Here is a 25,472-nt window from a genome sequence, read left to right on the forward strand (position 1 = left end):
ATGAACGGTGCTTCTTATGGCACGGAGGTAGAGGTGCTACTAGCTTCGCCTATCCCTAGTGGATGGGTCATGGTTCGAGCCTTTAGAGGATCGAATGTCATCAAGAATATGAACGGTGCTTCTTATGGCACGGAGATAGAGGTGATGCTCGCCTCGCCTATTCCAGTCGGATGGGTCATGGTTCGAGCATTTGGAGGATCGAATGTGATCAGAAATGTCAATGGTGCTCCTAACGGAACGCAGATTGAGGTAATGCAAGCCTCGCCTGTTCCTGAAGGATGGATCATTGTCAGTTCAGGTGGAAATTCGAAAGTAATCAGGAAAATTGGCTAAAACAAAGCGCACATGGCAGGTATCTAGTCCACAGGCTGACGTCGAAATGCAATCGGCATCAGCTTGCGGGCTTTTCTTTAATAACTTTCCATCCATGGTGGAATATATAAGGGAAGCAACCGTCCCAAGGAGGCAAATGATGAGTACATTTTACGAGAAATACGGTGGGGAAGATACGGTCGCAAAAGTAGTAGACTACTTTTATGATTTAGTTTTAGCTGATGACACCGTGAACCACTTTTTCAAAAACACGGATATGGAAAAACAACGTAGACACCAAACTAAGTTCATCAGCTATGCCCTCGGTGGTCCGAATCAATACACTGGACAGTCCATGGCAAAGGTTCACGAAGGGATGAATCTGCAACCTATTCATTTTGATGCCATCGTTAAGCATTTGCGTGATGCCTTGGCTCACTTTGGTGTCAGCGAAGAGGATATTGCCGATGCTCTCAGCAAAGTAGGATCACTCCGGGATGATATTTTGTATAAATAACCGAGTTATCAAAACGCCTGATGCAATGGTTCAGGACCCCCTTCGGTTCCCGGACCAGTTCCTCTCAGTGGCCCTCGTTTTCGAGTGGCCATTTTTACTTTTTTCTTACACATTTTGTAAAACTCTTAGCAACTCTATATAATAAGAGCAATATTTCAACAATGGAGGCTGATTCGCAAATGAAAGATCAATATGTTGTTGGTTGGGGTACATTGGCCCTCATCAACGCTGGACTCGCTCAAGGAAAAAATCGTAGCGGTCTTAATTGGTTTTTTCTCTCTTTATTCCTCGGCCCTATCGCAACGCTAATCATTGTAGTCTGGGAAAAATTGCCCGAGCAGAAGGACTTGTCACAGTAAGGCATGTTGATAAGGAGGCACGCATGATGCAAATCCGAAATGTACAAGAGCAAGACTACCTCAAAGTTATTACCGTCCTTAACGATTGGTGGGGTGGGCGACAAATGTCTGATATGTTGCCCAAGCTGTTTTTTATCCATTTCCAGTCAACGAGCTTTATTGTTGAAGAGAAGGGAGAAGTCATCGCGTTCCTCATCGGCTTCTTGTCCCAGACGTTGCCTGACGAAGCTTACATTCATTTCGTTGGGGTACATCCGGACAAGAGAAAAGATGGCTGGGGCCGCGAATTATACCATCATTTCTTTCAAACCGTAGAACAAAAAGGATGTAATACGATTCGATGCATTACCTCCCCTGTTAATAAAGGCTCAATCTCCTTCCACACGAAGCTAGGTTTTGTCGTTGAAAAAGGAGATAAGAGGGTGGATGGGATCGATGTGACTTCTAATTATGATGGAAAAGGAAATGACCGGGTTACTTTTGTTAAAAAGCTCTAATCTTATTTTGGCGCTGTTTTGCTAGCTTCTCTTTTTCATTTATGTAACCCAAAAGCACCGTTTCACGTACTAATCAGTAGCCACACTAAAGTAAATCTTTCACGGGGAAGGATGCGGTCTGATTTGAAAAGCGCAAAAGAAATATGGGGCTGGACCAAAACATTGGGCATCTCCCTTTCACTCGCCATGCTGGTTAACGTATTTGTCCTCCAACCTTTTAAAGTAAATGGACAATCGATGGAGCCCACTTTGCAAAACGACGAACGCATCTATGTGTCGAAATTGTCCCACACATTCTCTTATCTCCCTGAGTACAACGATATTGTCGTGATCGACAGCCGTGTAAACCGAGATCGTACGTTAAAAGATGACATCCTTGAAAATCCTCTACTCATGCTTGCCATGGGGAAAAGCGAAGCCAAAACATTCTGGGTAAAACGAGTCATCGGAAAACCTGGCGATACGTTGGAGTTTAAAAACGAGAGCCTGTATCGGAATGGACAGCCATTAAACGAGCCGTACATAAAAGAAAAAATGGTCGACTTACCTGACGCCAAGATCGTCATACCAGAAAACCATGTGTTTGTGATGGGGGACAATCGTAACAATAGCGATGATAGTAGAGTCATTGGCGTGATTCCACTCGATCATATCATGGGGAAAAAACTGTTTTAATCAGACGTGAGAGAGCCTTTTCCACTGAGGAGGGCTCTCTTTCCTTTTCCCAATAGACGAATGCCCGTTTCGAAACGGCTGACAAACGCATTTACTAGTGATAAATGCATGCAAAGGGGCGTTTCTTGATGAGCTCTCAGCACTCTCATTCATTACGCTTTATTCGATTTGCCGATCGACCCGGGCATTTTCATGGGTATGATACACTGACGAGCATATCGGATCGTCATCGTCACCGAATCCGTGGCAGAACATCGCCCCCAGAAGGAATGAGAGATCGGCACGTCCATTACTACGAAGGTACCACTACTTTTAATGATGGACATGTGCATCACTACAGAGGCTGGACAGGTCCGCCTATTCCGTTGCCAGACGGAAGTCATTACCACGAGTTTTCAGGGCAAACCACTTATGATGACGGGCACACTCATTACTACCGGGGCGTTACTAGTGAGGCCCTATCTTAAGCGAAAAAAGCTGTCCCTCTCCGGAACAGCCTCCCTTCCTCTTCTCATTTTCCCAACATGGGCACCAACGGACAGTCCATTGTATACAGGTTGCGATACCTTGGATTGTCCTGATACAACTCCTCATGTGTCCCTCGCATCGAGATGAATCCCTGCTCCATAAAAATGATCTCGTCCATTTGCTCTAACCCGCTCAAGTGGTGCGTCACCCAAATCAATGTTTTTCCTTGCAAGACACGGAAGATCGTTGCCATCAAATCGCGTTCAGTCAACGGATCTAATCCCACCGTCGGTTCATCCAGGAGAACAATCGGCTTGTTTTGCAGCAAAATCCGGGCAAGGGCAATACGTTGCCTCTCTCCGCCAGAGAAGCGCAGACCGGTTTCCTGCATCCGTGTTTGATAACCGTCTGGTAGGGATTCAATCAGCTGATCCAGACCGACTTGATCTGTCACGGCACGAACCTCTTCATCGGACGCATCGGGTCGACCAAGCCTAATGTTATTTGCTACGGTTGTGTCAAACAAATACGGCTGCTGATTCAACACGGAAAACAAACAAGCAGAAGCCTCTTCTGACTGGACAGGCTGTCCATTTACAGTCACCTGACCTGCTTCCGGCTGTAAGGCCCCTCGAATCAAGTTCAGTATCGTCGATTTACCAGCTCCGCTGCGGCCGAGCAACGCAATTTTGCCCCCTTGAGCCACCTCAAAAGACACGTCCTGCACACTCCAACTGCTGGCCTGCGGGTAGCGAAAACAAACATGATCGAGCTTCAAAATGCCCCCTGCTTGATCTGCCACCTTTTTCTTCTGCGCTTCCACAAAGGGACGACCGCCCTCGATCTCCCGAAGCCGCTCCAGAGACTCCTTGTATTCTGGCATTCGCACAACTGCATCAGAAATACGGGCAAACGCATCCATCAACGGAAATGCGACCAGCCCAATCGCAGTAATCAACGTAACAGGAATCTGATTCGCACCGGCAAGTCCACCCGCCCAGATGACCAGTAAGACAATGGCTCCACCGATTGCACACTGCGACATCCACTGTACTCGCCATTCTCCTCGTCGGATGCCGTTTTCGATCTGGGCAGCTGTCTTTTGCCGTTTCGAAAATAACTGGAGAAACTGCTGTGTACGACCACTAAGAATCCAATCACTCATGCCAAAAACAGCATCAGTCAACTCCCGATATGCGGCCTGTCTCTCTTGCTTGAACCGACGACTCTTGGCAATGGATGACCACAAGACTACTACGGGTGCAACAAACAGCAGAAAACCACAGTACAACGCCATCAGCAGCGCGAACATCCCGTCCATTCGTCCCAGTGCCACAATCCCTGCCCCGTAGAGGAGCACCGCCGAGACGGCTGGCAGCACAAAGCGCAGATAAACATTTTGTAGTTGTTCGATGTCATCCGCTAATACACCAAGCAGATCTCCCGTACGAAAACGAGTGCGGAGGAGCTGATCTTGCGGTTCGATTGTCTGGTACAATCGCACACGCATACGCGACAACACACGCAGAGCTGCATCATGTCCAACCAAACGCTCCAGGTACTGAATGACTGCTTTGCTAAAGCCAAATGCCCGGACAAGTACGATCGGAACATAGACCATTAAGACGTTTTCGGGCTTGAGTGCGGAGCGGGAAATCAAATACCCGGACGTATACAGCAAAGCACTCGCACATGCCACTGCCAAGGTTCCCAGCAAAGTCGCTGCGGCAAACTGCCAGAAAAACTGGCGAAAGTATGGAAGAAACCACCCCTGATTGCCTTCTCGCGCTTCCTTCATCCTTTCTCCTCCTTGGCACTAGCTGTCAACAACCGATAAAATACGCCTTTTTGTGCAACGAGCTGTTCATAGGTACCCGTTTCAACCAGTCGTCCCTGGTCCATTACCCAAATCCAATCCATGTCTCGCATCCAATGCAAGCGATGTGTGGCCAAAAAGACGCGCCTGTCCCCCAACACCGACAACATGATCTGTTTGAGCTCCCATTCCGTTTCAATATCCAAGTGAGCGGTCGGCTCATCGAGTAAAATCACTGGTCGGTTGCCAAGCAGCGCACGTCCTAATGCAACCCGCTGTACCTGTCCGCCACTTAACGTGCGTCCCCCGTCGCCAATGATTTCGTCACAGCCATTTGGCAAGCTGTCCACCAGCTCTCCCAGACCAACATCACGAATCACCTGCTCCACCTGTTCCTGCGTCGCTTCCGGTTCATAGAAGCGAATGTTATCCGCCAACGATTGATTGAATAAATACGGATGCTGTGGAATGTAAGCGATTTGCCGCTGCCACTCCTGCTTCGCATCCCCCGTAATGGGTTGCTCATTTACTTGTATCACGCCAGCTTCGGGATCCGAAAAGCCGCCTAACACTCCGAGAAGGGTTGATTTTCCTGCTCCACTCGCCCCTACAATACCCACTCTTCTCGTATTGCTGCCCAATTCCGCAGATACCTCACCCAGTACCTGTCTGCCATCCTCACCGACGACCCGAATATCGGACAAGGTAATCGTTCCATTCCATACACCTGTCACAGATGTCTGACTAACCGTTACTTCCGGTTCCGCCTTATGTTCATCTGTAGCGGCCCTATCGATAATGGTACGAATAGTCCCCAGCGCTTCCTTGCCATCCAATGAGGCATGATAATCCGATCCGAGCATCCGTACTGGCAAAAAGTATTCCGGTGCAAGAATCAGGATGACCAATGCCGTTTCAAAGCCAACGTTCCCTTCAATCAGCCGCAACCCAAGACCAACCGCCACAAACGCAACAGACAGCATGCTGAAAAAGTCGAGTGCCAAAGAAGACAAGAAGGCCACACGCAACGTTCGCATCGTAGCGGATCGATATTGATCACTCACTCTTCCGACAGTCTCCCCGTGGTCTTTGCTGCGTCCCAAAAACCGGAGTGTCGCAAGCCCGCGAAGCGAATCGGTGAAATGATGGGAAAGCATTCGATATGATCGCCATTGTTTGTCTGCCTGTTTACGCGCCGCCAGACCGAGAACGATAAAAAATCCGATGAGAACTGGTAGCGTTACCATCAGGATCAGTCCAGAAATCACATCTTGCCTGTAGACAAATGCCAGAAGCGGAAACGTAACAAAAACCATATCCAGCGTACGCGGAACAGACAACTCCAGGTAGGTACGTACACGATCTACCCCTTCCAGGACAAGCGTAACAAGCTTTCCGCTTCCTTCACTGGCTGCAAAACGTGGACCACGCTCGAACAATCGGGATAGAACGCGCCCTTGCAAAGACTCACTGGCATCTTCTGCAAAACGGCCAGCGACTTTCTTTTGTAGCCAAACGGTGGTATGGCGAGCGACTATCAGGACCAAAAACAGGGCAAGCGGCTGATACGCCATCTGAACCGTTTGCCCTTCAAATAAGATCGCAATCGACCTCGCCAAAAACAGGGCCTGACCGATAATCGCCACACTTTGCAGGAGGGAAAGACCGGCTAGCAGCAGCATAACCGGTCGGATTCCTTGTAAGCGGAACAATTCCTTGTCCATTAGTACTCCAAATGATCCTTTTCAGTGACTCGTTTGTGGAAAACGAAGTAGCTCCAAGCCTGATAGGCTAGCACAAACGGTAAAAGCACTGCTGCAACAATGGTCATTGCTTTTAACGTGTATGGACTCGAAGCAGCATTATAAAGGGTCAAATCAAACGCACTATCAATCGTGCTGACCATCACCCGTGGGAACAAACCGATAAACATCGAGACGAACGTCAACAGGATCATCGCACCTGTCATCCCAAAAGCCCAGCCTTCCCTGCCTTGTCTCAAGTAGTGACGAGCCAGTACAAAAGCGATAACACCTAAGAGTACAGCTACTGTCAACAAAACACCCTGCCGCTCAAACAGATCGGTTACCATGAATGTCCACCCTACAAGCACTGCCATGAGAACCGCCTGCATCGGCAAGAGCTTTGCTGCCAGTACACGTGATTTTTCACGCAGCTCGCCCACAGTGCGCAGCGAGATAAAGTTTAGACCGTGCAGCAAGCATAGTCCCGTAACTGTCACACCTGCCCACAACGAGTATCCATTCACAATATCAGAGAAGCCCGCACTCATTTCCATATTCTGATCAATCGGCACACCCTTCACCAAGCTGGCAAACACCATTCCGAACAACATCGGCGGGACAAAACTACCAATCAAAATCGCTGCGTCCCACGCCTTTTTCCAAGCCTCGCCTTTCCCTTTGCCTCTAAATTCAAATGCTACCCCTCGCCCAATCAACGCAAGCAGAATCAGCGTAAGCACGAGATAATATCCGCTAAACATCGTGGAATACCACTCTGGAAACGCTGCGAACATCGCACCAGCGGCTGTAATCAGCCACACTTCATTGGCATCCCAGAACGGGCCAATCGTATTGATCAGAACCCGGGTTTGCAAATCATTTCGTGATAGCAGGCGCGTCGCCATGCCGACCCCAAAGTCGAACCCTTCGAGAAAGAAAAATCCGGTAAACAGTACGGCAATGAGCAGGAACCACAGTTCATTAAGCTCCATAACGTTCACTCCTTACACGATCAAATGGATCCTGAAGCTGCAAATCCTCTACTTCCTCATGACCATCCAATTCCGGTCCTTTTTTGGCCACACGAGCAAACAGATAAGCCAAGAGGCACAGCAGGATGAGATAAATCGTCGTGAAGGCGATGAGAGAGAACCATACCGCTCCTGTGCTAATGCTTGGGGAAACGGAATCTTCAACACGCAACAGCCCGAATACCGTCCATGGCTGACGACCTACCTCCGTCATGATCCACCCCGCTGAGTTTGCGATGAATGGCAACGAGATACCCGCAACCATCAGCTGCATGAATCGCTTATTTGGCTGTTCCAGCTTTTTGCGTAAAGCGAGATATGCCCCATACAAAGCCAGTAAAATCATCGCACTACCACCCGCCACCATGATGCGGAAGCTCCAGAAGGTCGTCCGAACTGGTGGTATGTAGTTTCCTGGACCGTAGGTTTTCTCATACTCTGCCTGCAATTCCAGCATGCCCGGTACAGAACCTGAAAGCGAGTTGTACGTCAGAACGCTAAGCAAATAAGGAATTTTTATGTCAAAGCCGTTTTCTTGTTTTTCTGGATCAATCGTTGCAAAAACCGTCCAAGGAGCTGGGTCAGCGCTTGTTTTCCACAGCCCTTCACTCGCTGCCATTTTCATCGGCTGGGTAGCAACCAAATACTGTGCCTGACCATGACCGAATTGAGCAATCGCAAACGAGGAAATCAATGCGACCACGATCGCAATTTTGAAAGATTGCACAAAGAATGTAACATCTTGTTTTTTCAACAGCTTCCAAGCACTGATACCTGCTACCAGGAAGGCACCTGTCGCAATTGCCGCAAATACGGTATGCGGGAATTCATATAGTAATTGTCCATTGGTAAGAAGAGCAAAGAAATCGACCATCTCTGCACGTCCGTTATTGATAACGAAGCCCACTGGCTGCTGCATGAACGAGTTGGCTGCCAGAATCCAAAGAGCCGAAAGAATCGTTCCGATGGATACGAGCCAAATACATGCGAGATGCACACCTTTGGACAAACGATCCCAACCAAACACCCATAGTCCAATAAAAGTCGATTCGAGGAAAAATGCTAAAAGAGCCTCAATCGCTAGTGGTGTCCCAAATACGTCACCGACGAATCGTGAGAAATCAGACCAGTTCATCCCAAATTGGAACTCCTGCATAATCCCTGTCACAATCCCGACAGCAAAATTGATGAGTAAAAAGGTTCCCCAAAACTTGGCCATTTTTTTGTACAAATCATTCTTTTTTACCACATACATCGTTTCCATAATGGCTACCAATAAGGACAGCCCGATGGAAATCGGCACAAAAACAAAATGAAAGATTGTTGTTATCGCAAATTGAAGTCGTCCCAAATCCACTATGTCCATGTACAAGATCCCTTTCTATTCGCGTTTTGGCCTTTATGTACCAGAATTATATCTGTGGGGAAACCGGCATACATGACGACTTTGTGAAAAATATCACAATTATACGTGAAAAAATTCACAAATGATTCTCTCTCCTGTAACCCCCTTTTCGCATTCATCTTCGTGAGAGAGTTTTTTGTTTTACCCAATATATCTCCGGTCATTTGTCATTGTAGCAGGACTTTTGACCCTAGTGGGTGTCCGATTCGTTACATGATTTTTAACACTCTGTGACGGCACATAGAAAAATGGGCCCTATTACTAGGCCCATCTTGAGTGGAATACCCAGACGATCACCGACCTCGAAAAGCAATCAAAGTCAGTGTGCCTCGGTACGTGGTTAAGTAACAACTGCTTATTTTTTGACAGTGAAGGATTTGATGATGTTGCCAAGGGTCACAGTATCAAGGTCCTTCTGATGGTACAGCTCAACCGTAAATCCTTCATACTCCCAAATCACGATTCCGTTAGCGAAATATACCTTTTTCCCGCCAATGGTTTCGATCTCGACACCCTCTGTCGTGCTGATGCCGTTTTCGCCACCCTTTGAAATCAAGAAGGAAATAAACTCTTCCTCTTTTTCATACTGAACTTCTACCATACCCTCGGCTTGAATGAAGGTGTTGTAATAGGAATAATGCTCTGGCATCCATGTCGGTGCGGGAAAGTCCATTTTGCTAGCTACGCGTGCTTCTTCCAATGTCATCTGTGGGTGTTCCTTTAGTTCTATAGGTGTATTGCTTCCTTGGGTATTGGACTGTGTAGCAGGCAGCTCTTTATCATATTGGGTAATCTCCATGTTCCCCACCTGAAAGCGTGCCAAGATCGTCTGGAGCATTCCTTGGGCAAACGACGTAGTCGAGAATGCACCTAACAGGCAAACAACAGCAACAGCACTAACTGTGGCGGCTTTCCATTTATTCATTTTCATATAAATCCCGTCCTTTTCATGTGGTTGTATGTTTCCTGATTCCAATTTGAATTTCAGCCGATTGTATATGTTGACTTTTGGAGTCGCGTCATCTAATTCCAGATCAGTAAGCAAGTCGGTAAGTTCACGAAAATCGTCTAGATCATGCTTACTCTTCATAACGGAAGCCCCCTTTTTGCAATTCCATTTGCAGCTTTTTCAAGCATCTGTAGAGAACAACGCCAATATTTGAACCACTCACACCAAGCAGTTCTGCGATTTCTGCGTTTTTAAGACCAGCCGCATACTTCATGGCGATGATATTGCGCTCCTTGTCACTCAGCTTCGCCAGTGCTTGAAATAAGGCTTGATGATTGTCGTCGCGGATCACGATGTCCTCAGGTGACGACTTCGGCAAGACCAGATTCAGAATCGAATCCAATGAAAAGCTGATTCTTTTTTTCTGTGAGCGGAAGTAATCTGTCACCGCGTTTCTAGCGATCGCAAACAACCAGACCTCAAAGTTTGATTTATCCGGCGAGAAGCTGCTGTATTTTGAAATCACCATTTCAAACACATGACTGCATATTTCTTCCGCTGTGTAGTGATTATTGATACGATAGCAAATATATTTGTAGACGCGCTTATAGTACGCCCCATAAATTTGGGCAAAAGTTTCGGTCGACATGCCTTCCGCTTGCTTTTCGTGTTCTTCTGTTTGGCAGATGCCTGTGTTCACTGGGGCAATCTCCAACTACTTCCCCTCCCTTCTGGATGGAATAAACAAAGTGCGCAATTTGTTTGATTGTGAGCCTCACGATAGTTAATACGGCAAAAGTAGAAATGTATTAACAACGTTTTTCAAAGATCGGAGGAAATAACGTGTGGATACCCTATGAAGAGTAGCGGTAGTCGAAACAATAGAAATAATCGGCCTGCATTCAAATCCACACTCGTAAAATGCATCTGATCTTGGAGGTAAACAAATGACGGAAAAAAAAGCAGGCTGTCAACGAATGACATCCTGCTTTTGGTTCATTATTTAGCCCAATGCGATGGACGGGTGAACGATGGTGGCAGCTTGGTGCTTGCATCGCCCTTCGCCGCGTTGAGCTGAACCTGCGTGAGAAACAACGTCTCCGTCAAGTTCGCTCCGCTTACATCTGTATCGCGAAAATCTGCACCAATGAGGTCAGCTCCCCGCAAATCTGCTCCTCTCAGATCAGCAGCAATCAAATAAGCGCCGCGCAATTGGGCTCCTCGTAAATCAGCGCCTTTAAGCTTGGCACCGATGAGATCAGCGCCTCGACCGTAAGACTTTCCTTGCTTGCCCCCTTTGTACTTGGCAACAGCGTCCTTGCGTACCAGTTCACTTGTCCGTAGCAATAGTTCGTTAACTTTTGCTCGATGAAGAGCGACGTCCAGCTTCAGGATGGCCTCGGGACTCTGATCCGTCAGGCGCTGTGTCTCCTCCAAAGCTTCCTGCAATGCGGGATGGAGGGACTGGGCAGCTTCCTTGGTCAACGCCTCTGTCATATACCAGAGCAGCTCATGAAGCTGCCACACGATCGGAAATACTTCGTACATTTGTTTCGCTGATCCGGGTTCTTTACGCCAATCTTGGCCGTCATAAGTGACTTGAGACACCTTTTGACCCGCTCCAAAACAATCGTAGACCGTACAACCGCGAAAGCCGATGTCTCTCAGCTTTGTGTGAACACCACAACGGAAGTCTGCCTGTAAGTTACTACAGGGCTTGCCTGCGTCTTTATTGATAGCAAAGTCAGAGGAAGCAGCAAAAGGCAATGCCACACAGCACAAGCCAAAGCAGCTTTCACAGTCACCTTGAAGATGACCGCGACTGTTATTGTTAGATTGGATGTATTCTTGATGCGTAGCCATAGTAATGATCCTCCTGGAAAAAAACACGATTCTCTCGCGTGTGGCGAAAAGAATCGTGCTACTTGAATCTGTGAAAAACATCTCGATGTTTTTCATAAAACAGAATGTGACCGCTTGCGGTCTTCAAATAAACGCTCAATACCTTTTATTTGAATGCGATTTGAGATTCGATCAGGTAATTCCCAAAGACTTCGGCAAAGGCTTCTGCTGTATTATAGCCTTCTTCCAAGGTGTTGTTTGTACCACCGAATTCCAAAAGCAGGGCTCCCTCGGAAATGGACTGATTGTACACCCCGTTCCCTTGATTTGAACCTTTCAGGATAATCCCCCGCGACAAACCGGGATAAGAGGCTTCCAGACGGGCGTTCAGCTCTTCTGCCAGCTTTTTGTTCGCCAGATGGTTCGGGTTCGCTGTTCCGATTACAAACAGCATCCGGGAATAGGTTTTGCCATTGATCGTGATCGCTACCTTGCTGCGTGGCTCATCACTGTCCCGATGAATATCGAAGATGTACTGCAAGTGTGGACTGGTTGCAGCCGCTGCCGCTACCGCCTTGTACGACTCGGTATAAGACATCGAGTAGCTTTTATTTTGTTCCCTCAATCTCTGAGCGAAATCGTCTTGGCTCGCCATTGCCGAAATACCTCTTGCTTGCAACAGCTCGCCCAGCCTTTTTCCAACAAGCGTGATGTTAATCTCGGGATCATCTACCGAGCTCCCTTGTTGGTTCCGTGCAACATTTCGCCATGACTCACGATTATGGGTGTGATAGATATACACTTTCTCGTTTCCAATCATCCCACTGTTGTACTCGTACGTTGCTCCTGTCGGTGGCAGAGTACCCGCTGGTTGAATCTTATCTACGATCCACCCCGCGATGTAGGCGGTCGAATTGTCTGCCAGCCTGATGAGATACCAGTCTCCTACGGTTTGCACAACCGGGAATACTTGTCCGGGTTGAACGGTTCCGATAATGGCATGATCGGTTGTGGGACCGTTACGGATGTTAGAATCAGGGTTTTTGACGCGAATCTGTAGTTCTTGTACAGAGGGAGGCGGTGTTGTTGGCAAAGTCGCTGGTGCCCCCGGTGCTGGACTCGACGGTGGCTGAACGACCCCAGTCTGTTCCATTGGTTTGAAGATATAGGCATTGGTCCCGTTAAAGTTGATGGTGTACCAGCCATTTGCATATCCGTAATGATTGATTGTCATCCCGCCATGGATTTCACCAATGACGGTACCAAGAATATCTGGCTGTGCATAAACTTCATAGCCTTCGGTTAATACGATTGTCCCTTGCCCAAATCCACTCCCTGTATTGGATGGGAGTACAGGAGGGGGAGGGGGTGGTGCTGGAATTGTTGTCGGGTCTGGGATTTGTGCTGGTACCTGGGGTGGTTTTGGTGGTGGTGGTGCCGTTGTCTCCGTCAAGAAACTAGCTTTCACCCAGCCGTTCTTTTGATCCGACAGCTTAATTTGTGCCCATTCCCCTTGCTTTCTCATTTGCAAAAACACACCGTTTTTGTCGATGATCTGCAAAATTTGTGCAGTGGGATTTGGTTCTGCCCGAACATTCAGCATGTCCACATTGCTTTTGACATATTTGATCTGTGGAACTTCTATCATTTTCACATACTTATTATTGATCCATCCGGTATTGCCGTTCGGCAGCTTTACCTGTGTCCAATCTTTTTGCTGTTTGGTGATTGGCAATCGCGTCGCTTTTTTGAGTGTTGCAACGATCTGGGTAGTCGTACCTGGCTCGCTTCGAATATTTAACTGATCGACCGCCACTTCTACATGGGTGGCCGCTCGCGCAATGGACAGAGGCATCAGCAAAATCAGGAAGAAAACAGCTAGCAAGCTGACATTTACTCGTAAAAGCAAGTTCCTCGTTCCCCTCTGTTTTTCTCTTATTTTTGGAAAAATCCACTAATAGAAAGAACTTCTCGATTCGTCCGCATTTTCCTTCATGTTTTGACATCTTTTGCTCTCAAAACAGCAATAACGTCACGATCATTCTATCTCCTGAAAATAGTGACGTATTTTCTAGAAAAAAGTTACAGAAAAAAGGATGAAGCAAAAAGCCTCACCCTTTTCTTTCTCCTCTATTTCCTTCCTACCATTTCGCTGCCCAAGCTTCTATCTCCACTTTGAGCGAAGGGACTGCCAATGACGGGACGTAAGACATGGTCATCGCTGGCGGTGTCCCCCCATGGAACTTCTCCCACACTTGATTAAAATGCTTCCAATCCATTTGCTCGGTTGCCCATATATTGATTTTGATGATATGGTCCGCAGTAACGGACTCACTTTCAAAATTGCGCAGTATGTTCTGTAGCGTGTTTTCTACTTGTTCTTTCATATTTGTCGGCAGCTCTCCGTGAAGATCCATTCCTACCTGCCCAGAAAGTATGAACAAATCGGCTCCTTTTGGAACGACCGTCAGATGTGTATAGGGTCCCATAGGCGGAGCAACTGTACCAGGATTTTTGCGCTGAACCTTGGGCTTCACCTGGTCGGCTTGTTCTTCTTTGACGATCGCCAGTGTTTGGTGATCTTCCCACCGTCCATTGATTTTAACGTTTTTCTTGGCAATCCCTTCCTTGTGGAAACCAGCTTTTAGCAGCACCTTGATCGAGCCTATATTATGCGGCATCACTCCTGCTTCCAAACGGTGAAGACCTAATGTATCGAAGGCATAGTCAACGACGAGCTTTACGGCTTCCGTCATGTAGCCTTTTCCATTATGCTCTTTGTCCAGGAAGTAGCCGATCCAGCAGCTTTGCAGATTAACTCTTACGACCTCTGAAAGGATGACTTCCCCAATGATTTCATCCTGTCCTTTTTTGGCGATGACAAAAGCATACCCTCTGTCTTCTTCTTTTAATGCCATCGCGCTCTTGATCCTGTCGATTTGTCCTTCCAGCGTGTAAAACTCCTCTTCTCTCGTCCCTGTGAAGTTTTGAAAGAAGTCTCTGTTTCTCAATTCAAGCGCCAAGAGGCTCTGTGCATCCGATTCTTGTACCAGTCTTACGTAAATGCTCTCTCCGTTTCTTTGCATACAATCCATCTCCCTTTTTCGAAATAAAAAACACCACAGGAAATCCTGCGGTGCCCTAAAAAGAAAGCCACAGGAATGCGACCTGTGGCGTTTTTCCACTGTATCCTGATGAATCCCACTACATCAAAGGATCGTCGCTATATCCATTTTTGGACATACTTCTCCCGTGATTGAGCCAGATCAAAGAAAACAGCGGTGGAGTATCCAATTCCTTTTGGCAAAGACAGTAATGATCTTTTTTTCATGTGGATACCCTCCTTTCCGCTGTTTTTACATGCATACCAATTCGATATAGAGACGGTCGTAGCAACAACCGTTACATTATTATCCAGAAACTACTCCACAAGTATAGCGGCAAATGACATTCGTGGCAACAGCATCAGTGTCTCTTTTTGCCGTTTCGCCAAAGCATATACACATTCGCAATGGCGGTCAGTACAAGTAGACCCAACAGGATGTTTGTGACAATCAATGTGTTCGTCAAATGCTGAATAGGTGCATGAATCACAGATACAACGCTCATCAGCTTGTTCGGAATATCATTGATCGAAGCGACAAGATTATTGAAATACTGCACATAGTCCCCCAAACCGGAAAACCTCCTCTTGCATACCTTATCCCGTCCATAGCCTTTGATAAAATTCGCCGCCTTACTCCACTGAAGAAGAATAGATCCATTTTTTTGTGGAACAATGAAAAGAAGAGAAGATTTTCATCATTCATAATCTGATTGCAAGAAAGAAGGGAGCTACCTTTATGACGATTCAACGTTTTGTTCGGGAGTCGCGCACGTTCAAGGCAAGCCATGTGCTGCCCCCAGATACAAACAATCACAATACGCTGTTCGGCGGCAGGCTGATGGCGCATATCGACGATGTTGCATCGATCTCTGCCATGAAGCATGCCCGGGGGCCGGTTGTGACAGCCTCCACAGATTCCGTCGACTTTTTGCAGCCAATCCGGGTGGACAATGAGGTTGCACTCGAAGCCTTCGTCATATGGACGCATAACACGTCGATGGAGGTATTCGTCAAAATTGTTGCGGAGGATTTGCTAACGGGCGTACGATGCGTCTGTGCCACATCCTTTCTCACGTTTGTAGCGATCGGCGAGGATGGGCGGCCTACCCCTGTACCCAAGATCGTGCCGGAGACGGAAGAGGAAGTATTCCTGCACAATGGTGCTGACGAGCGTGCTGCAGCACGAAAAATCAGGCGCAAGGATAACAAGCATCTCGCGGATATGCTCGGAACGAGACGTCCGTGGGAGCCATTACTGAACACCCCGTAACGCTAAAAGTCCCCTTACCATTTACAGGCAGGGGACTTTTGGCTGTAGCTTCATACCTTCAGCCGGCAGCTTTTTAAACAACGCACAAGCGATAGTGGAGAAAGTCATCCGATGTTTCCGACTCCATGTCATAGGGTTCGAATCCATTTTTCAACAACACTTTTTGCGAGGAGATGTTATCCAGTGTGGTTTTCGCACAGATCATTCTGACATTCAAGTGGGGAACATGCCCCTCCAAAAAGAGCTTCAGTGCCTGTGAAGCCACTCCTTTTCCAGCGGTATCTTCCCCGACTCGATAGCCGAGATGTCCAATTCCTTCGTCTTTCTCGATGTCTACCAAATTCATTCTGCCCAAGATGTCACCCTGGCTGTTTTTGATGAGGCCAAAAAACGAGATACCTTGCTCCTGCTCGTCAAGCAAGGCTTGCAGACCCTGTAAAAAATGGTCATATTGGTAGTAAGCGTCTCCCCGGCTGGGAACCGATTTTTCAAAAAAGGCGCGATTGCGCACTTCAAATTGAAACAAGCTGGCTGCATCTTGTTTGCTTAATTTTTCGACAGTAATCATCATGAGTACGTATCCTTTCTTGAATCGAGGTGGAATGAATTTGGCAGTTGCTTATTTGGAAGAAGGCACGTTTATCGCCTTTATTGCCTTTACGATATTTTTCTTTGTCGCTTACAAGCTCGATCAGATTTCGTTTGTTTCATTCATTGTGTCCTTAGCCGTCTCGGCTTGCGTTCACGCTGCCTTCTATTGGTTAATTGTAAAATATTGGCCGTTTTTTTAATAGCATAAGAATGGCGCAGGATGAACACCCGCGCCGTTACGTTTATGTGCTCACAGCTTCGCTTCATAGGCCGCCAACAATTGAGCCGCTTGCTTGTTGTACTGGTTGACCAAGCCTTGAATGGCTTTTTGCCACTCGGCTTGTGGGAGCGGCACTCGCAGTTGATTGGCTGGCTTTCCATTCACGATCAGTGCTGTTGTGAGCATTTGCTGTTGTACGTCACTGAGTGAAGTCGTCGTTAACACCTTTGGCTTGAGGACTTTTTTTCCTTTCAGGGAACGCATGAGCTCTGTCATCAAAATGTGCTGATACTCCGCGTACAAATTCATGGTCATGTAGTAGCTCATTCCCTCTCGTACCGGCACAATTCCCCGCTTCTGTGCCCACTCCATCACCTGTGGCGCCGTCATCGCTTGGCTTGTATTGCCTGTCGCCATGAAATAAGCCACTCGGAACATATCCTCGTCACTCATAACAGAGCGGTTCTCATCTGCCTTGACGATTCCCTTGGACACCAGCTCAGCAAGTACCGCCTGCTTGCCTGCATCCTTCGGCAGATTTAAATAAAGCGCCAGATTGGCAAAAAAGTGGCTCTCGCTGTTGCCTCCAGCTGGCCAGCTATATGGTTTGCCGAAATCGATCAGCTCAAGCGGGCGTGCTCGTATTGTATCCGAGTAAGCCGTAAACGATTGGAACGTGATCGGACTATAGGAGACCACAGGTTTTTTCGTCAGGAATCTTGTAGCAAACTGCTCTTGCCCACCTTGATTGAGATAACCGAACTGGTCTTTGGTTGTGAATACATAAGGCGTCTGAACGTCTGCCTCGCTCCACACTTGTGGGAATACTTTGCTTGTTGGCAAAATCGCCTCATATTTGGCCGCTGTCAGCACCTTTCCTTCCAGCGACATAAGGCCGTACAATCCCGTCTTCTTGTCCTGATAGGCAATGGCACCCGTCTTGAGATCATATATGTGCATATACTTCATGGACTGATAATCGCCCGTGCTTAAGCGGAGCAACTGTGGTGAATAGACATCCCATCCTGTAGTTGACTGAATCAATACCCGATCAAAATAAGATTCCGTGTGAAAACCTTTCACGCTCGTGAGCTTGTTCGCGAGCTGGTTCCCTTCTTGCGCCCATGCATCCTGGGTACCGTCCAACCGTGCTGTCATCACGATCTTTTGATTTTGTACTATCATTTGGTTTGCATCACGATACACAAAATCGCTCACGACCTGGAGTTGCCCGTCATCGACCTTGATCATCGCCATTCCGACATTCCCCGCTCTCACACCCATCGTGTATACGGAATCAGCAACTTTGATCAAGGTAAGAGGCGGTCCGTCGTTGCCTGACTTCCACACCGCGACTTTGATCTCCTTAGTCAACAGCTTGCCATCAGGGGTATAAAGATCCGCCCAATCGTGATCCATTGCAACGATGACATTGGTATCGGAATCCATATAAATAGATTGGTAGAGCTTGCTGATTGGTTGGTTCGTCTTGCGGTCCACAATCATCTCGCCTTTTCCCGGCTCATACTTTTTCGTCAAATCATCGGACAACGTATTGGGATTGACAGCTTCTATTTGTTTCCCACTGATGCTGTATCGCAGCACCCTTCCATCTGGCTCTGTTACCAGCACCTCCCCCGTCACTCCCTCGTGGCGAATGATTCGATTCTCAACAGGAGACAGGACCAAGCCTTCATCTTCAGAATAAAGTCCGATTTTGTTTCCGTCCTTAATGCTAAGCATGCTGTAGCTGCCCAACGTCACATACGAGTCGAACCAAAAATCAGGCTCCTTGACTTCTTTTCCCCAGCCTGGGAGGATCGCTTTCTTCCCATCGCTGCGGACGAGCAAACGCGCCGCTGGCGGACCTTCTGCCCGCGGATACGCAAAGGGGATGACCGTCTCTCCCCCGACTTGGAGGACACCGTACAGATTCGTTTTCGGGTCCTGTCCCAACACGTAGCTGCCATGCAAGTACTGGGCTCCCTTTTTCAATGGATGCGACGTACCTCTGGACTTGGAATGATACGTGATGACATCTCCAGAAACTGTGTAGTACACATCCGGATTGTTATGCTCGAACCCAACTTCTTTGTAAATGGGCTCTGCCAGCATCCGTCCGTCTTTCCACAGCCCTTGTCCCTTGGGTCCGACCACTTGAAAGTATCCATTGTTCCAAACATAAATAGCGGTGTATTTGGGCTCAAGTACGTACTTGCCATTGCGATCAATCAAGCCTTCTTTTCCACCGGATCGCACCTTGAGATATGCAGTGTCAGGACCGCCTTCGTTTGGAATTAGTTCTGCTTTTGGCAGTGCAAACAGCTTTTTGCCGGAAGCGGGATCGTACATGATAAGCTCTTTGGGAGTAGTCGCGACGAAATAACGCTTTTTCTCCGCCTCTTTATTTTCCGTCTGATCAGGAGCAACGAGCTGTACCATCGACAGCTTGCCTGCAACTGGCGGAAGCAGCACCCTTCCATCTACATGGATCACCATCGATGATTTTCCTGAGAACATAATCGCTGTCCCCTGCTCATTGGATAAATAATACGGATGCGCCCCAGCAAACTTCATGGTCGACAGCTTGTTCGTCTTCAAATCGATATATTGGAACCAGCCGTCTTTTTGAACAATCGCGATATTTTTGGACTCCGGAATGTCGATATAATCCCAAATCGCGGGAGTTATTTCTTTCCCTGTCCGCGCGTCGAGAATTCCCTTTTTACCGCCCTTTGTTACGATCATGTTTTTGGAAGATCGCTCAAAATCATCATAAATGGCCTGTGTGACCAGCTTGTTACCGTCCGTAAAACCGATTTTGTAGTCTGTTGTATACGGCTGAATCTGGGAAAACGTAGCCGCATGGACAGAAGAAGTCCACGCACTTGCCCCGAGTACGACCGCGGTAACCAGACTCGCGGTTTTTGTTTTTATGTTCATTGGTGATTGGCCTCCCTTGTCAAACATTCCCTCCCTTTGACGCTTCGTAGGGCGAAATAGTTTCGTTGCACTTTTTCAAACAACTGGAACCTTTTCTTTCCCTCCACTCGCTTTTAAGCGTGCTATAATTGTTCACACCGACGCAGTATAATCATCGTATACGGATGGGAGTGCTGAAAAGAGCACTTGGAAAGGATGTTCCCATGAATTTCTTTGCTGCCGCCTTGCAAAAGCCGGATGTAAGACGATTTGGGATTTTGGCGTTGTTTTGTTTATTGCTTTACTCCTTGGGAAGTATGCTGAACATGGTTTTGCTTACCTTTTTAGTTACCTATTTAATGAATCGGCTGCATCAATACCTCACGCGTGTCACACACAAAGTCGTGCCGATCCATCCCAAGCTGATTCTCATTTTTCTCTATATGTTGCTGACATTCTTTCTCGTTGTGGGTGGGATGAAAGCCATTCCGGCTCTGATTCATCAAACCGGACAATTGTTCCATTCCATCGAGGAAGTGTACCACCAAAATCAGAACAATGAGTTTGCCCCCTATCTTATGTCTGTTGTTGGGAAGCTAGATATGAAGGGAATTGTTCAAGGCAGCCTTGATTTTCTCGCAGTGGTCAGAAACGTTGGGTTCAATGTCTTTCTGGCGATTATTTTGAGCCTGTTTTTCCTGCTCGGCAAAGACAATGTCGTTACGTTTACTGCTCAATTTCGTACGAGCAAATTATCCTGGTTATACAACGAGATTGCCTACTTCAGTCAAAAATTCATCCTGACCTTTGGCAAAGTAATTGAAACACAGCTGTTGATCGCCTTATTCAATACGACCTTCACCGTCATCGGTCTATGGATCATGGGCTTTCCGAATCTTTTGGGACTCGCGATCATGGTCTTCATACTGGGACTCATTCCAGTTGCAGGTGTCGCCATTTCATTGATTCCGCTCAGTGCCATCGCCTTCAGTGTCGGTGGTATCGCAACCGTCGTCTATTTGCTCATTTTCATCATGGTGATTCACGCGCTGGAAGCCTATGTGTTGAATCCTCGCTTAATGGCAACGAAGACTCACTTGCCGATTTTCTACACATTTATCGTTCTGATCTTTTCCGAGCATTTCTTTGGAGTATGGGGACTGATTGTTGGAATTCCGTCCTTTGTTTTCTTGCTGGACATCTTGGAAGTGAAGAAAATGGAACAACCTCCTACCAAAAATAAATCCGTTCCAAAGGATGTACGAGATGTACAAGTCAACACGTAACATGATGGACATAGAGAAGGAGCCCCTCGTGAAAAGGGCTCCTTTTTGCCTTTACTTGCCTTCAAACCATTTGATCAAAGCTTGCGTGCCGCTATCTGCCTCGCCGTTTGCTGCCAGTTCTTCATAAAGCGATTTGGAGAGTGCGAGTCCTGGTGTCATCAGCCCCATTTCCTCCGCTGCTTCCAAGGCGATTCCCATGTCCTTGATAAAATGTTTGACGTAAAAGCCAGGGGCAAAGTTGCCCGCGATCATGCGCGGCGCCAGATTCGACAGCGACCAGCTACCTGCCGCACCTGCTCCAATGCTCGTCAGCACTTTCTCTGGGTCCAGACCTGCTTTTTTCGCATACGCGATCGCTTCACACACACCGATCATGTTCGTCGCAATGCAAATCTGGTTGCACATTTTCGTATGCTGACCTGCACCTGGTCCACCCTGCAACACGACGTTTGTCCCCATGATCGTAAACACTGGCTCCATCGCATCAAATACTTCCTGATCGCCACCAACCATGATGGTCAGTCGCGCTTCACGTGCCCCCACATCTCCACCGGAGACAGGCGCATCCAGGGAATGCAGCTCGTGCTTTTTGGCTTCCTCATAAATATGTTTCGCCAGCGACGGCTTTGATGTCGTCATATCGATCAAATAAGTGCCCGGCTTCGCATTTGCCACAATTCCATCCACGCCGAGATACACTTCCTCGACATCAGATGGGTAGCCCACCATAGTAATGATGACATTTGCCTCTTTTGCCAGTTCACTGACATGTTCCTTCCAAATCGCGCCGGCTGCCAGCAAATCTGCCGCTTTTTCCTTTGTCCGCGTGTACACCAGCACTGTATATCCTGCTTGCAGAAAATGGTTTGCCATGCTTTTCCCCATGACACCCGTTCCTACAAATCCAATGATTCTTTCACTTACAGGTAAAGCCATGTGAACCACTCCTTCGTTTCTCTCTTTCCTATTCTCTCGACAATTGTACTTCTCGAATCTATCCGAATATTCCTGCTACGCGTCTTCTGTGTTTAACTGAGAAAAGGGACATATGTCCTTTTTTTTCGCGCGCGAATGTCTTTTACTAGAGAGGGTATAACCTGCAAGCAAACGAGCAGGAGGCTTGATACATGAAAGAACTTCACGACCGCACCCTTTTGCATACGCTGGTGCAAAATAGTCCCTTGCCCGATATTTTTGATACCGCTACTTTCCATGAAATGCGCCTGTATCAGGCTGAGAAGGGTGATATCCTCTGTTCGAAGGGCGATCAGCTTCACCATATGTACTTCATTCTGAAGGGAAAAATCAAAATTTTCACGACACTCCCTAATGGAAAATCGTTGTTGCTGCGCTTTAACAATCCACTCGCGATTATCGGGGACGTCGAGTATGTCACACAATGCGAGGTTCGCAATACGGTTGAATTTGTCCATCGAAGTCTCGTGGTTAGTCTCCCCTTTCACGTCTTGCAGGAAAAGTACCAGAACCACCCGCCTTTTTTGCAATTCATTCTTCATAAAATCAGTCACAAGCTGTATACATCATCGAACTCCACCAGCCTGAATCTGCTGTATCCCGTTGAAAATCGCTTTGCCAGCTATTTGCTCTCCACATTGTCCAGCGATACAGGGTGGACGGCTTCCGAGGAGCTAAAGACGGCGAAGCTAACAGAGGTTGCCGAGCTGTTGGGTACGAGCTATCGGCATTTGAACCGGGTCATCCGCAATCTTTGCGCAGCATCCGTGATCGAACGCAAAAAAAGCGCACTAATTATCAAGGATCGAGAAAAAATCAGTGAGCTTGCAAGCGGAAACATCTATGAGTGATCAACCACATAGGAGGTCTTATTGTGCAAGGCATTCTCTTTTCGTTACTCGCTGGCGTTTTTATTTGTCTGCAAAGCGTGTTCAATGCGCAAGCCAGTACAAAGCTCGGATTGTGGCAAACCAATGCAATTGTTCATGCGGTAGGCTTTCTTGTATCGTTCTCGATCTTTCTTTACGTTCGTGATGGCGATTGGAAAAGCATCGGGGAAGTGAACAAGGTGTATTTGCTTGGGGGCGTTTTCGGGGCAGTGATCGTTTTTAGTGTGATGAAAGGCATTACGTCCATCGGGCCTGCTTATGCCGTATCGATTCTGCTCATTTCACAATTGCTCGTCGCTCTGCTCATTGATTCTCTCGGCCTGTTCGGTGTCCAAAAGGTTCCGATCACCTTGAACAAGATCATCGGAATCGGCATCATGATCGCAGGCGTAGTCGTTTTCAAACTCAAATAAAGGAGGAGGGCATTATCGCCCTCCCCTACAGAATCAATTGCTCCGGATTCAGCCCCAGCAACGCCTCATGTACAAACCTTCCGTCTTTTCGAATGAGTACATCGTCAAACCAGATTTCGCCGCCACCGTATTCCGGACGCTGAATACAGATCAGGTCCCAATGAATCGCGCTGCGGTTGCCGTTATCCGCCTGATCATAGGCACGACCCGGTGTAAGATGGAAGCTGCCAGCGATTTTTTCATCAAACAAAGTATCCCCCATCGGGTGCAAAATGTACGGGTTAAACGCAATGGCGAATTCACCGATGTAGCGTGCCCCCTCGTCCGTGTCCAATATTTCGATAAGCTTGTCTGTATGGTTAGCGTACGCCTCGACAATCTTTCCCTCCCGAAAAGTAAACCGGACGTTTTCAAACGTTGTTCCTTTGAAGTTGCTGGGCGTATTGTAGCTGATCGTCCCGTGAATCGAATCGCGCACGGGAGAGGTATACACTTCGCCATCGGGAATGTTTCGTTTGCCTACCGCTGTCCGCGTCCCAATCCCTTTGATCGAAAACGTCAGGTCTGTCCCTGGTCCGACGATGCGCACCTTGTCCGTTTTGTCCATGAGGTCGTACAACGGCTGGCACGCTTCGGCCATTTTCCGATAATCGAGTGAACATACATTGAAATAAAAATCCTCAAATGCATCTGTCGTCATGTTGGCCTTTTGAGCAAGGGCCGAGGTCGGGTAGTTTATGCGCAGTCCTGTAATTTGATTGTCGACATGATGGAAAATGGAATCATACGCTTGTGCGTACAGACGGTATTTCTCCTGCGGAACATCCTTCATCTCCCTGTCATTTGTCTCGCCATGAATGCCGATATAGCCCTGTATGCCAAACCACAGATCCTTTTCAAACTGAACGGTCTGGGCAAGTTGCTCTTCGGTTAGCCCTTTCAACCATTCCCGCTGGACCCTTGGCCGCACAAAACGCAGGTGAGGATACGCTCCCTTCGCATACAGGCGCTTCACCAGCTCCATTGCCAGCGCTTCTCCTTCATCCACGACCATGATCATAATATGCTGCTTAGCTTGCACATCCAGGCTGTACGAAATTAAGTTGTCGGCTATTTTCCCTAGTCTTTCATCTCTCATCTGACACGCGTCCTTTCCGGATTATCATTACCCTTCCAGCATAGCGTGCGTTTGTCAGAGGAATATCATCGGAAAACAAGTGATCACCACACTGTTGTGGTCGGGAGAAGCCCTGCCACATGTTTTCCAGTCGCCTATATCCTCGCTTCGTTCGGGCGGTCTCCTTCCAAACATGTGACAGGGCTTTCGGACAGCTGTGGATGATTTCGTGCCGAGAAGCTACGTAGGAAGAAGCGAATTTCCAGTCCAAGCGCCTCTGGAGCCCAACCTAGCGTAGGAATAAATGGCGGGGAATTTAAGCTTCACTTATGAAATACTTCCTCGAAACTTCTACGTTTGAAGCGCTCCCGCCATTTATTCCGAAGCGGACAGTCATACTTCTTGCGGGGCGGAGGCCGAAGCGCAGACTGGAAATTCGCTTCTTCCTCCCACTACAGCTCCTGCAAAAAGTAAAAAGCGATGCTAATACACCGCTTCTCCATGATTCACTTTCCTAACCGCTTGTGCTGGACATCCTCCACACGCTGACTGATCCTCGCAAGTACAAAGGAAATGATGACCGAGAATATCACAATGCCGTAAAATCCGGCACCGATCCCTATGCCAATCCCTCCAGCGAAAAAGATCATGGCTGCTGAGGTCAGTCCTTTTACTTTCAAACCGTCCTTCAAGATAACGCCTGCTCCCAAAAAGCCAAGACCTGTGACAATCTGCGCAGCCAAGCGCATCGGGTCCATCATCGTTCCGTTGCCAGGCGCACTGTACAGCTTTGTGCTGTAAATGGAAACGAGTGTGATGAGCGTGCAGGCTACAGACACGTACATGTACGTTTTCAGCCCGGCAGGCTTGTTTCTGTGCGAGCGATCCCACCCGATAAACAAACCGAGAATCGCGCTCACCACTACCCGCACATACATTTCCAAGTCATACTGCACATACAACCATTGAAGAGTCTCCATCCTCGTCACCTTCTTATTGCGATAGAGACATGATATGTGCAGATCCGAAAAATAGACCTAGCATCGGAAACTTTTTTAAACAGAAA

25 protein-coding genes and 1 pseudogene are annotated in these 25,472 nt (G+C 47.7%); 11 read left to right on the plus strand and 15 right to left on the minus strand.

Going from position 1 to position 25,472, the window contains the following annotated elements; all coding sequences use genetic code 11:
- The 6 genes and pseudogenes from HP401_RS11400 to HP401_RS11425 form a co-directional block, all read left to right on the plus strand.
- Positions 1–333, plus strand: a pseudogene (locus tag HP401_RS11400) (hypothetical protein); the annotation flags it as partial.
- Between the two features lie 139 nt (positions 334–472).
- Positions 473–829 (plus strand): group I truncated hemoglobin, encoded by a 357-nt coding sequence (locus HP401_RS11405; protein WP_173605060.1) that lies wholly within the window; start codon positions 473–475, stop codon positions 827–829.
- A 179-nt stretch (positions 830–1,008) separates the two neighbouring features.
- Positions 1,009–1,188 carry a hypothetical protein gene (locus HP401_RS11410; RefSeq protein ID WP_015892829.1) on the plus strand — a complete coding sequence of 60 codons (180 nt, stop codon included), beginning with the start codon at positions 1,009–1,011 and terminating at the stop codon, positions 1,186–1,188.
- 26 nt (positions 1,189–1,214) lie between these two features.
- Complete coding sequence (locus tag HP401_RS11415) at positions 1,215–1,685, plus strand: GNAT family N-acetyltransferase (protein ID WP_173605177.1); 471 nt, start codon at positions 1,215–1,217, stop codon at positions 1,683–1,685.
- A gap of 111 nt (positions 1,686–1,796) precedes the next feature.
- Positions 1,797–2,360 carry a signal peptidase I gene (gene lepB, locus HP401_RS11420; protein WP_015892831.1) on the plus strand — a complete coding sequence of 188 codons (564 nt, stop codon included), beginning with the start codon at positions 1,797–1,799 and terminating at the stop codon, positions 2,358–2,360.
- 128 nt (positions 2,361–2,488) lie between these two features.
- Positions 2,489–2,827, plus strand: a complete 339-nt coding sequence (locus HP401_RS11425) for a YmaF family protein (RefSeq protein WP_015892832.1) — start codon at positions 2,489–2,491, stop codon at positions 2,825–2,827.
- Between the two features lie 44 nt (positions 2,828–2,871).
- Here the strand turns inward: HP401_RS11425 and cydC are convergent, their stop codons facing one another.
- The 10 genes from cydC to HP401_RS11475 form a co-directional block, all read right to left on the minus strand.
- A complete protein-coding gene (gene cydC, locus HP401_RS11430; RefSeq protein WP_173605061.1) occupies positions 2,872–4,626 on the minus strand; it encodes a thiol reductant ABC exporter subunit CydC in 1,755 nt (584 codons plus the stop codon).
- Positions 4,623–6,368, minus strand: coding sequence for a thiol reductant ABC exporter subunit CydD (gene cydD, locus HP401_RS11435; protein ID WP_173605062.1), 1,746 nt, complete (start codon positions 6,366–6,368; stop codon positions 4,623–4,625). The genes cydC and cydD overlap by 4 nt, the downstream gene beginning before the upstream one ends.
- Positions 6,368–7,381 (minus strand): cytochrome d ubiquinol oxidase subunit II, encoded by a 1,014-nt coding sequence (gene cydB / locus HP401_RS11440; protein WP_173605063.1) that lies wholly within the window; start codon positions 7,379–7,381, stop codon positions 6,368–6,370. The genes cydD and cydB overlap by 1 nt, the downstream gene beginning before the upstream one ends.
- Positions 7,371–8,786, minus strand: coding sequence for a cytochrome ubiquinol oxidase subunit I (locus tag HP401_RS11445; protein WP_173605064.1), 1,416 nt, complete (start codon positions 8,784–8,786; stop codon positions 7,371–7,373). The genes cydB and HP401_RS11445 overlap by 11 nt, the downstream gene beginning before the upstream one ends.
- A 394-nt stretch (positions 8,787–9,180) precedes the next feature.
- Entirely contained in the window at positions 9,181–9,915 is a 735-nt protein-coding gene (locus HP401_RS11450) for a hypothetical protein (RefSeq protein ID WP_173605065.1), read from the minus strand.
- Positions 9,905–10,489: a sigma-70 family RNA polymerase sigma factor gene (locus HP401_RS11455; RefSeq protein ID WP_173605066.1), complete on the minus strand. Its 585-nt coding sequence runs from the start codon at positions 10,487–10,489 to the stop codon at positions 9,905–9,907. The genes HP401_RS11450 and HP401_RS11455 overlap by 11 nt, the downstream gene beginning before the upstream one ends.
- A gap of 284 nt (positions 10,490–10,773) precedes the next feature.
- Entirely contained in the window at positions 10,774–11,637 is an 864-nt protein-coding gene (locus HP401_RS11460; protein ID WP_173605067.1) for a pentapeptide repeat-containing protein, read from the minus strand.
- Between the two features lie 145 nt (positions 11,638–11,782).
- Positions 11,783–13,525, minus strand: coding sequence for a stage II sporulation protein P (gene spoIIP, locus HP401_RS11465; protein ID WP_173605068.1), 1,743 nt, complete (start codon positions 13,523–13,525; stop codon positions 11,783–11,785).
- Positions 13,526–13,757: 232 nt separating this feature from the next.
- Complete coding sequence (locus tag HP401_RS11470) at positions 13,758–14,702, minus strand: GNAT family N-acetyltransferase (protein WP_173605069.1); 945 nt, start codon at positions 14,700–14,702, stop codon at positions 13,758–13,760.
- 379 nt (positions 14,703–15,081) lie between these two features.
- Positions 15,082–15,291, minus strand: coding sequence for a hypothetical protein (locus tag HP401_RS11475; protein WP_142497230.1), 210 nt, complete (start codon positions 15,289–15,291; stop codon positions 15,082–15,084).
- A 167-nt stretch (positions 15,292–15,458) separates the two neighbouring features.
- Between HP401_RS11475 and HP401_RS11480 the strand changes: the two genes are divergently transcribed.
- Positions 15,459–15,992, plus strand: a complete 534-nt coding sequence (locus tag HP401_RS11480) for an acyl-CoA thioesterase (RefSeq protein WP_016740332.1) — start codon at positions 15,459–15,461, stop codon at positions 15,990–15,992.
- A gap of 73 nt (positions 15,993–16,065) precedes the next feature.
- Here the strand turns inward: HP401_RS11480 and HP401_RS11485 are convergent, their stop codons facing one another.
- Complete coding sequence (locus tag HP401_RS11485; protein ID WP_173605070.1) at positions 16,066–16,563, minus strand: GNAT family N-acetyltransferase; 498 nt, start codon at positions 16,561–16,563, stop codon at positions 16,066–16,068.
- 31 nt (positions 16,564–16,594) lie between these two features.
- Between HP401_RS11485 and HP401_RS11490 the strand changes: the two genes are divergently transcribed.
- Positions 16,595–16,783, plus strand: coding sequence for a hypothetical protein (locus tag HP401_RS11490; protein ID WP_231850512.1), 189 nt, complete (start codon positions 16,595–16,597; stop codon positions 16,781–16,783).
- Between the two features lie 50 nt (positions 16,784–16,833).
- Here the strand turns inward: HP401_RS11490 and HP401_RS11495 are convergent, their stop codons facing one another.
- Entirely contained in the window at positions 16,834–19,746 is a 2,913-nt protein-coding gene (locus HP401_RS11495) for a WG repeat-containing protein (RefSeq protein ID WP_173605071.1), read from the minus strand.
- Between the two features lie 203 nt (positions 19,747–19,949).
- Between HP401_RS11495 and HP401_RS11500 the strand changes: the two genes are divergently transcribed.
- Positions 19,950–21,011 carry an AI-2E family transporter gene (locus HP401_RS11500; RefSeq protein ID WP_064203109.1) on the plus strand — a complete coding sequence of 354 codons (1,062 nt, stop codon included), beginning with the start codon at positions 19,950–19,952 and terminating at the stop codon, positions 21,009–21,011.
- A 51-nt stretch (positions 21,012–21,062) separates the two neighbouring features.
- Here HP401_RS11500 and HP401_RS11505 read toward each other — a convergent pair whose 3' ends face one another.
- On the minus strand, positions 21,063–21,947 hold the full coding sequence (locus HP401_RS11505) for an NAD(P)-dependent oxidoreductase (protein ID WP_173605072.1): 885 nt from the start codon (positions 21,945–21,947) through the stop codon (positions 21,063–21,065).
- Positions 21,948–22,138: 191 nt separating this feature from the next.
- On the opposite strand from HP401_RS11505, the gene HP401_RS11510 reads away from it, so the two are divergent.
- Positions 22,139–22,837, plus strand: coding sequence for a cyclic nucleotide-binding domain-containing protein (locus HP401_RS11510; protein WP_173605073.1), 699 nt, complete (start codon positions 22,139–22,141; stop codon positions 22,835–22,837).
- Positions 22,838–22,860: 23 nt separating this feature from the next.
- On the plus strand, positions 22,861–23,289 hold the full coding sequence (locus HP401_RS11515) for a DMT family transporter (RefSeq protein WP_015892851.1): 429 nt from the start codon (positions 22,861–22,863) through the stop codon (positions 23,287–23,289).
- A 25-nt stretch (positions 23,290–23,314) separates the two neighbouring features.
- On the opposite strand, the gene HP401_RS11520 is transcribed toward HP401_RS11515, so the two are convergent.
- Both HP401_RS11520 and HP401_RS11525 read right to left on the minus strand, forming a co-directional pair.
- The gene (locus HP401_RS11520; RefSeq protein WP_173605074.1) at positions 23,315–24,427 is read right to left on the minus strand and encodes an aminopeptidase; all 1,113 of its coding nucleotides are present in this window, start codon (positions 24,425–24,427) and stop codon (positions 23,315–23,317) included.
- A gap of 485 nt (positions 24,428–24,912) precedes the next feature.
- Positions 24,913–25,386 carry an MgtC/SapB family protein gene (locus tag HP401_RS11525; RefSeq protein WP_016740341.1) on the minus strand — a complete coding sequence of 158 codons (474 nt, stop codon included), beginning with the start codon at positions 25,384–25,386 and terminating at the stop codon, positions 24,913–24,915.
- Positions 25,387–25,472: the final 86 nt, after the last annotated feature.

The sequence above is a fragment of the Brevibacillus sp. HB2.2 genome, from assembly GCF_013284275.1.
Taxonomy (GTDB): Bacteria; Bacillota; Bacilli; order Brevibacillales; family Brevibacillaceae; genus Brevibacillus; species Brevibacillus brevis_D.

Excerpts from the sequence above, each read along its gene's own strand:
- HP401_RS11485 (WP_173605070.1), bottom strand. The coding sequence starts at position 16,563 with ATGATGATTACTGTCGAAAAATTAAGCAAACAAGATGCAGCCAGCTTG.
- HP401_RS11425 (WP_015892832.1), top strand. The coding sequence starts at position 2,489 with ATGAGCTCTCAGCACTCTCATTCATTACGCTTTATTCGATTTGCCGAT.
- HP401_RS11480 (WP_016740332.1), top strand. The coding sequence starts at position 15,459 with ATGACGATTCAACGTTTTGTTCGGGAGTCGCGCACGTTCAAGGCAAGC.
- HP401_RS11505 (WP_173605072.1), bottom strand. The coding sequence starts at position 21,947 with ATGGCTTTACCTGTAAGTGAAAGAATCATTGGATTTGTAGGAACGGGT.
- HP401_RS11525 (WP_016740341.1), bottom strand. The coding sequence starts at position 25,386 with ATGGAGACTCTTCAATGGTTGTATGTGCAGTATGACTTGGAAATGTAT.
- cydD (WP_173605062.1), bottom strand. The coding sequence starts at position 6,368 with ATGGACAAGGAATTGTTCCGCTTACAAGGAATCCGACCGGTTATGCTG.
- lepB (WP_015892831.1), top strand. The coding sequence starts at position 1,797 with ATGCGGTCTGATTTGAAAAGCGCAAAAGAAATATGGGGCTGGACCAAA.
- HP401_RS11445 (WP_173605064.1), bottom strand. The coding sequence starts at position 8,786 with ATGGACATAGTGGATTTGGGACGACTTCAATTTGCGATAACAACAATC.
- HP401_RS11410 (WP_015892829.1), top strand. The coding sequence starts at position 1,009 with ATGAAAGATCAATATGTTGTTGGTTGGGGTACATTGGCCCTCATCAAC.
- HP401_RS11495 (WP_173605071.1), bottom strand. The coding sequence starts at position 19,746 with ATGAACATAAAAACAAAAACCGCGAGTCTGGTTACCGCGGTCGTACTC.
- cydB (WP_173605063.1), bottom strand. The coding sequence starts at position 7,381 with ATGGAGCTTAATGAACTGTGGTTCCTGCTCATTGCCGTACTGTTTACC.
- cydC (WP_173605061.1), bottom strand. The coding sequence starts at position 4,626 with ATGAAGGAAGCGCGAGAAGGCAATCAGGGGTGGTTTCTTCCATACTTT.
- HP401_RS11415 (WP_173605177.1), top strand. The coding sequence starts at position 1,215 with ATGCAAATCCGAAATGTACAAGAGCAAGACTACCTCAAAGTTATTACC.
- HP401_RS11510 (WP_173605073.1), top strand. The coding sequence starts at position 22,139 with ATGAAAGAACTTCACGACCGCACCCTTTTGCATACGCTGGTGCAAAAT.
- HP401_RS11490 (WP_231850512.1), top strand. The coding sequence starts at position 16,595 with ATGAATTTGGCAGTTGCTTATTTGGAAGAAGGCACGTTTATCGCCTTT.
- HP401_RS11500 (WP_064203109.1), top strand. The coding sequence starts at position 19,950 with ATGAATTTCTTTGCTGCCGCCTTGCAAAAGCCGGATGTAAGACGATTT.
- HP401_RS11450 (WP_173605065.1), bottom strand. The coding sequence starts at position 9,915 with ATGAAGAGTAAGCATGATCTAGACGATTTTCGTGAACTTACCGACTTG.
- HP401_RS11520 (WP_173605074.1), bottom strand. The coding sequence starts at position 24,427 with ATGAGAGATGAAAGACTAGGGAAAATAGCCGACAACTTAATTTCGTAC.
- HP401_RS11460 (WP_173605067.1), bottom strand. The coding sequence starts at position 11,637 with ATGGCTACGCATCAAGAATACATCCAATCTAACAATAACAGTCGCGGT.
- HP401_RS11405 (WP_173605060.1), top strand. The coding sequence starts at position 473 with ATGAGTACATTTTACGAGAAATACGGTGGGGAAGATACGGTCGCAAAA.
- HP401_RS11470 (WP_173605069.1), bottom strand. The coding sequence starts at position 14,702 with ATGCAAAGAAACGGAGAGAGCATTTACGTAAGACTGGTACAAGAATCG.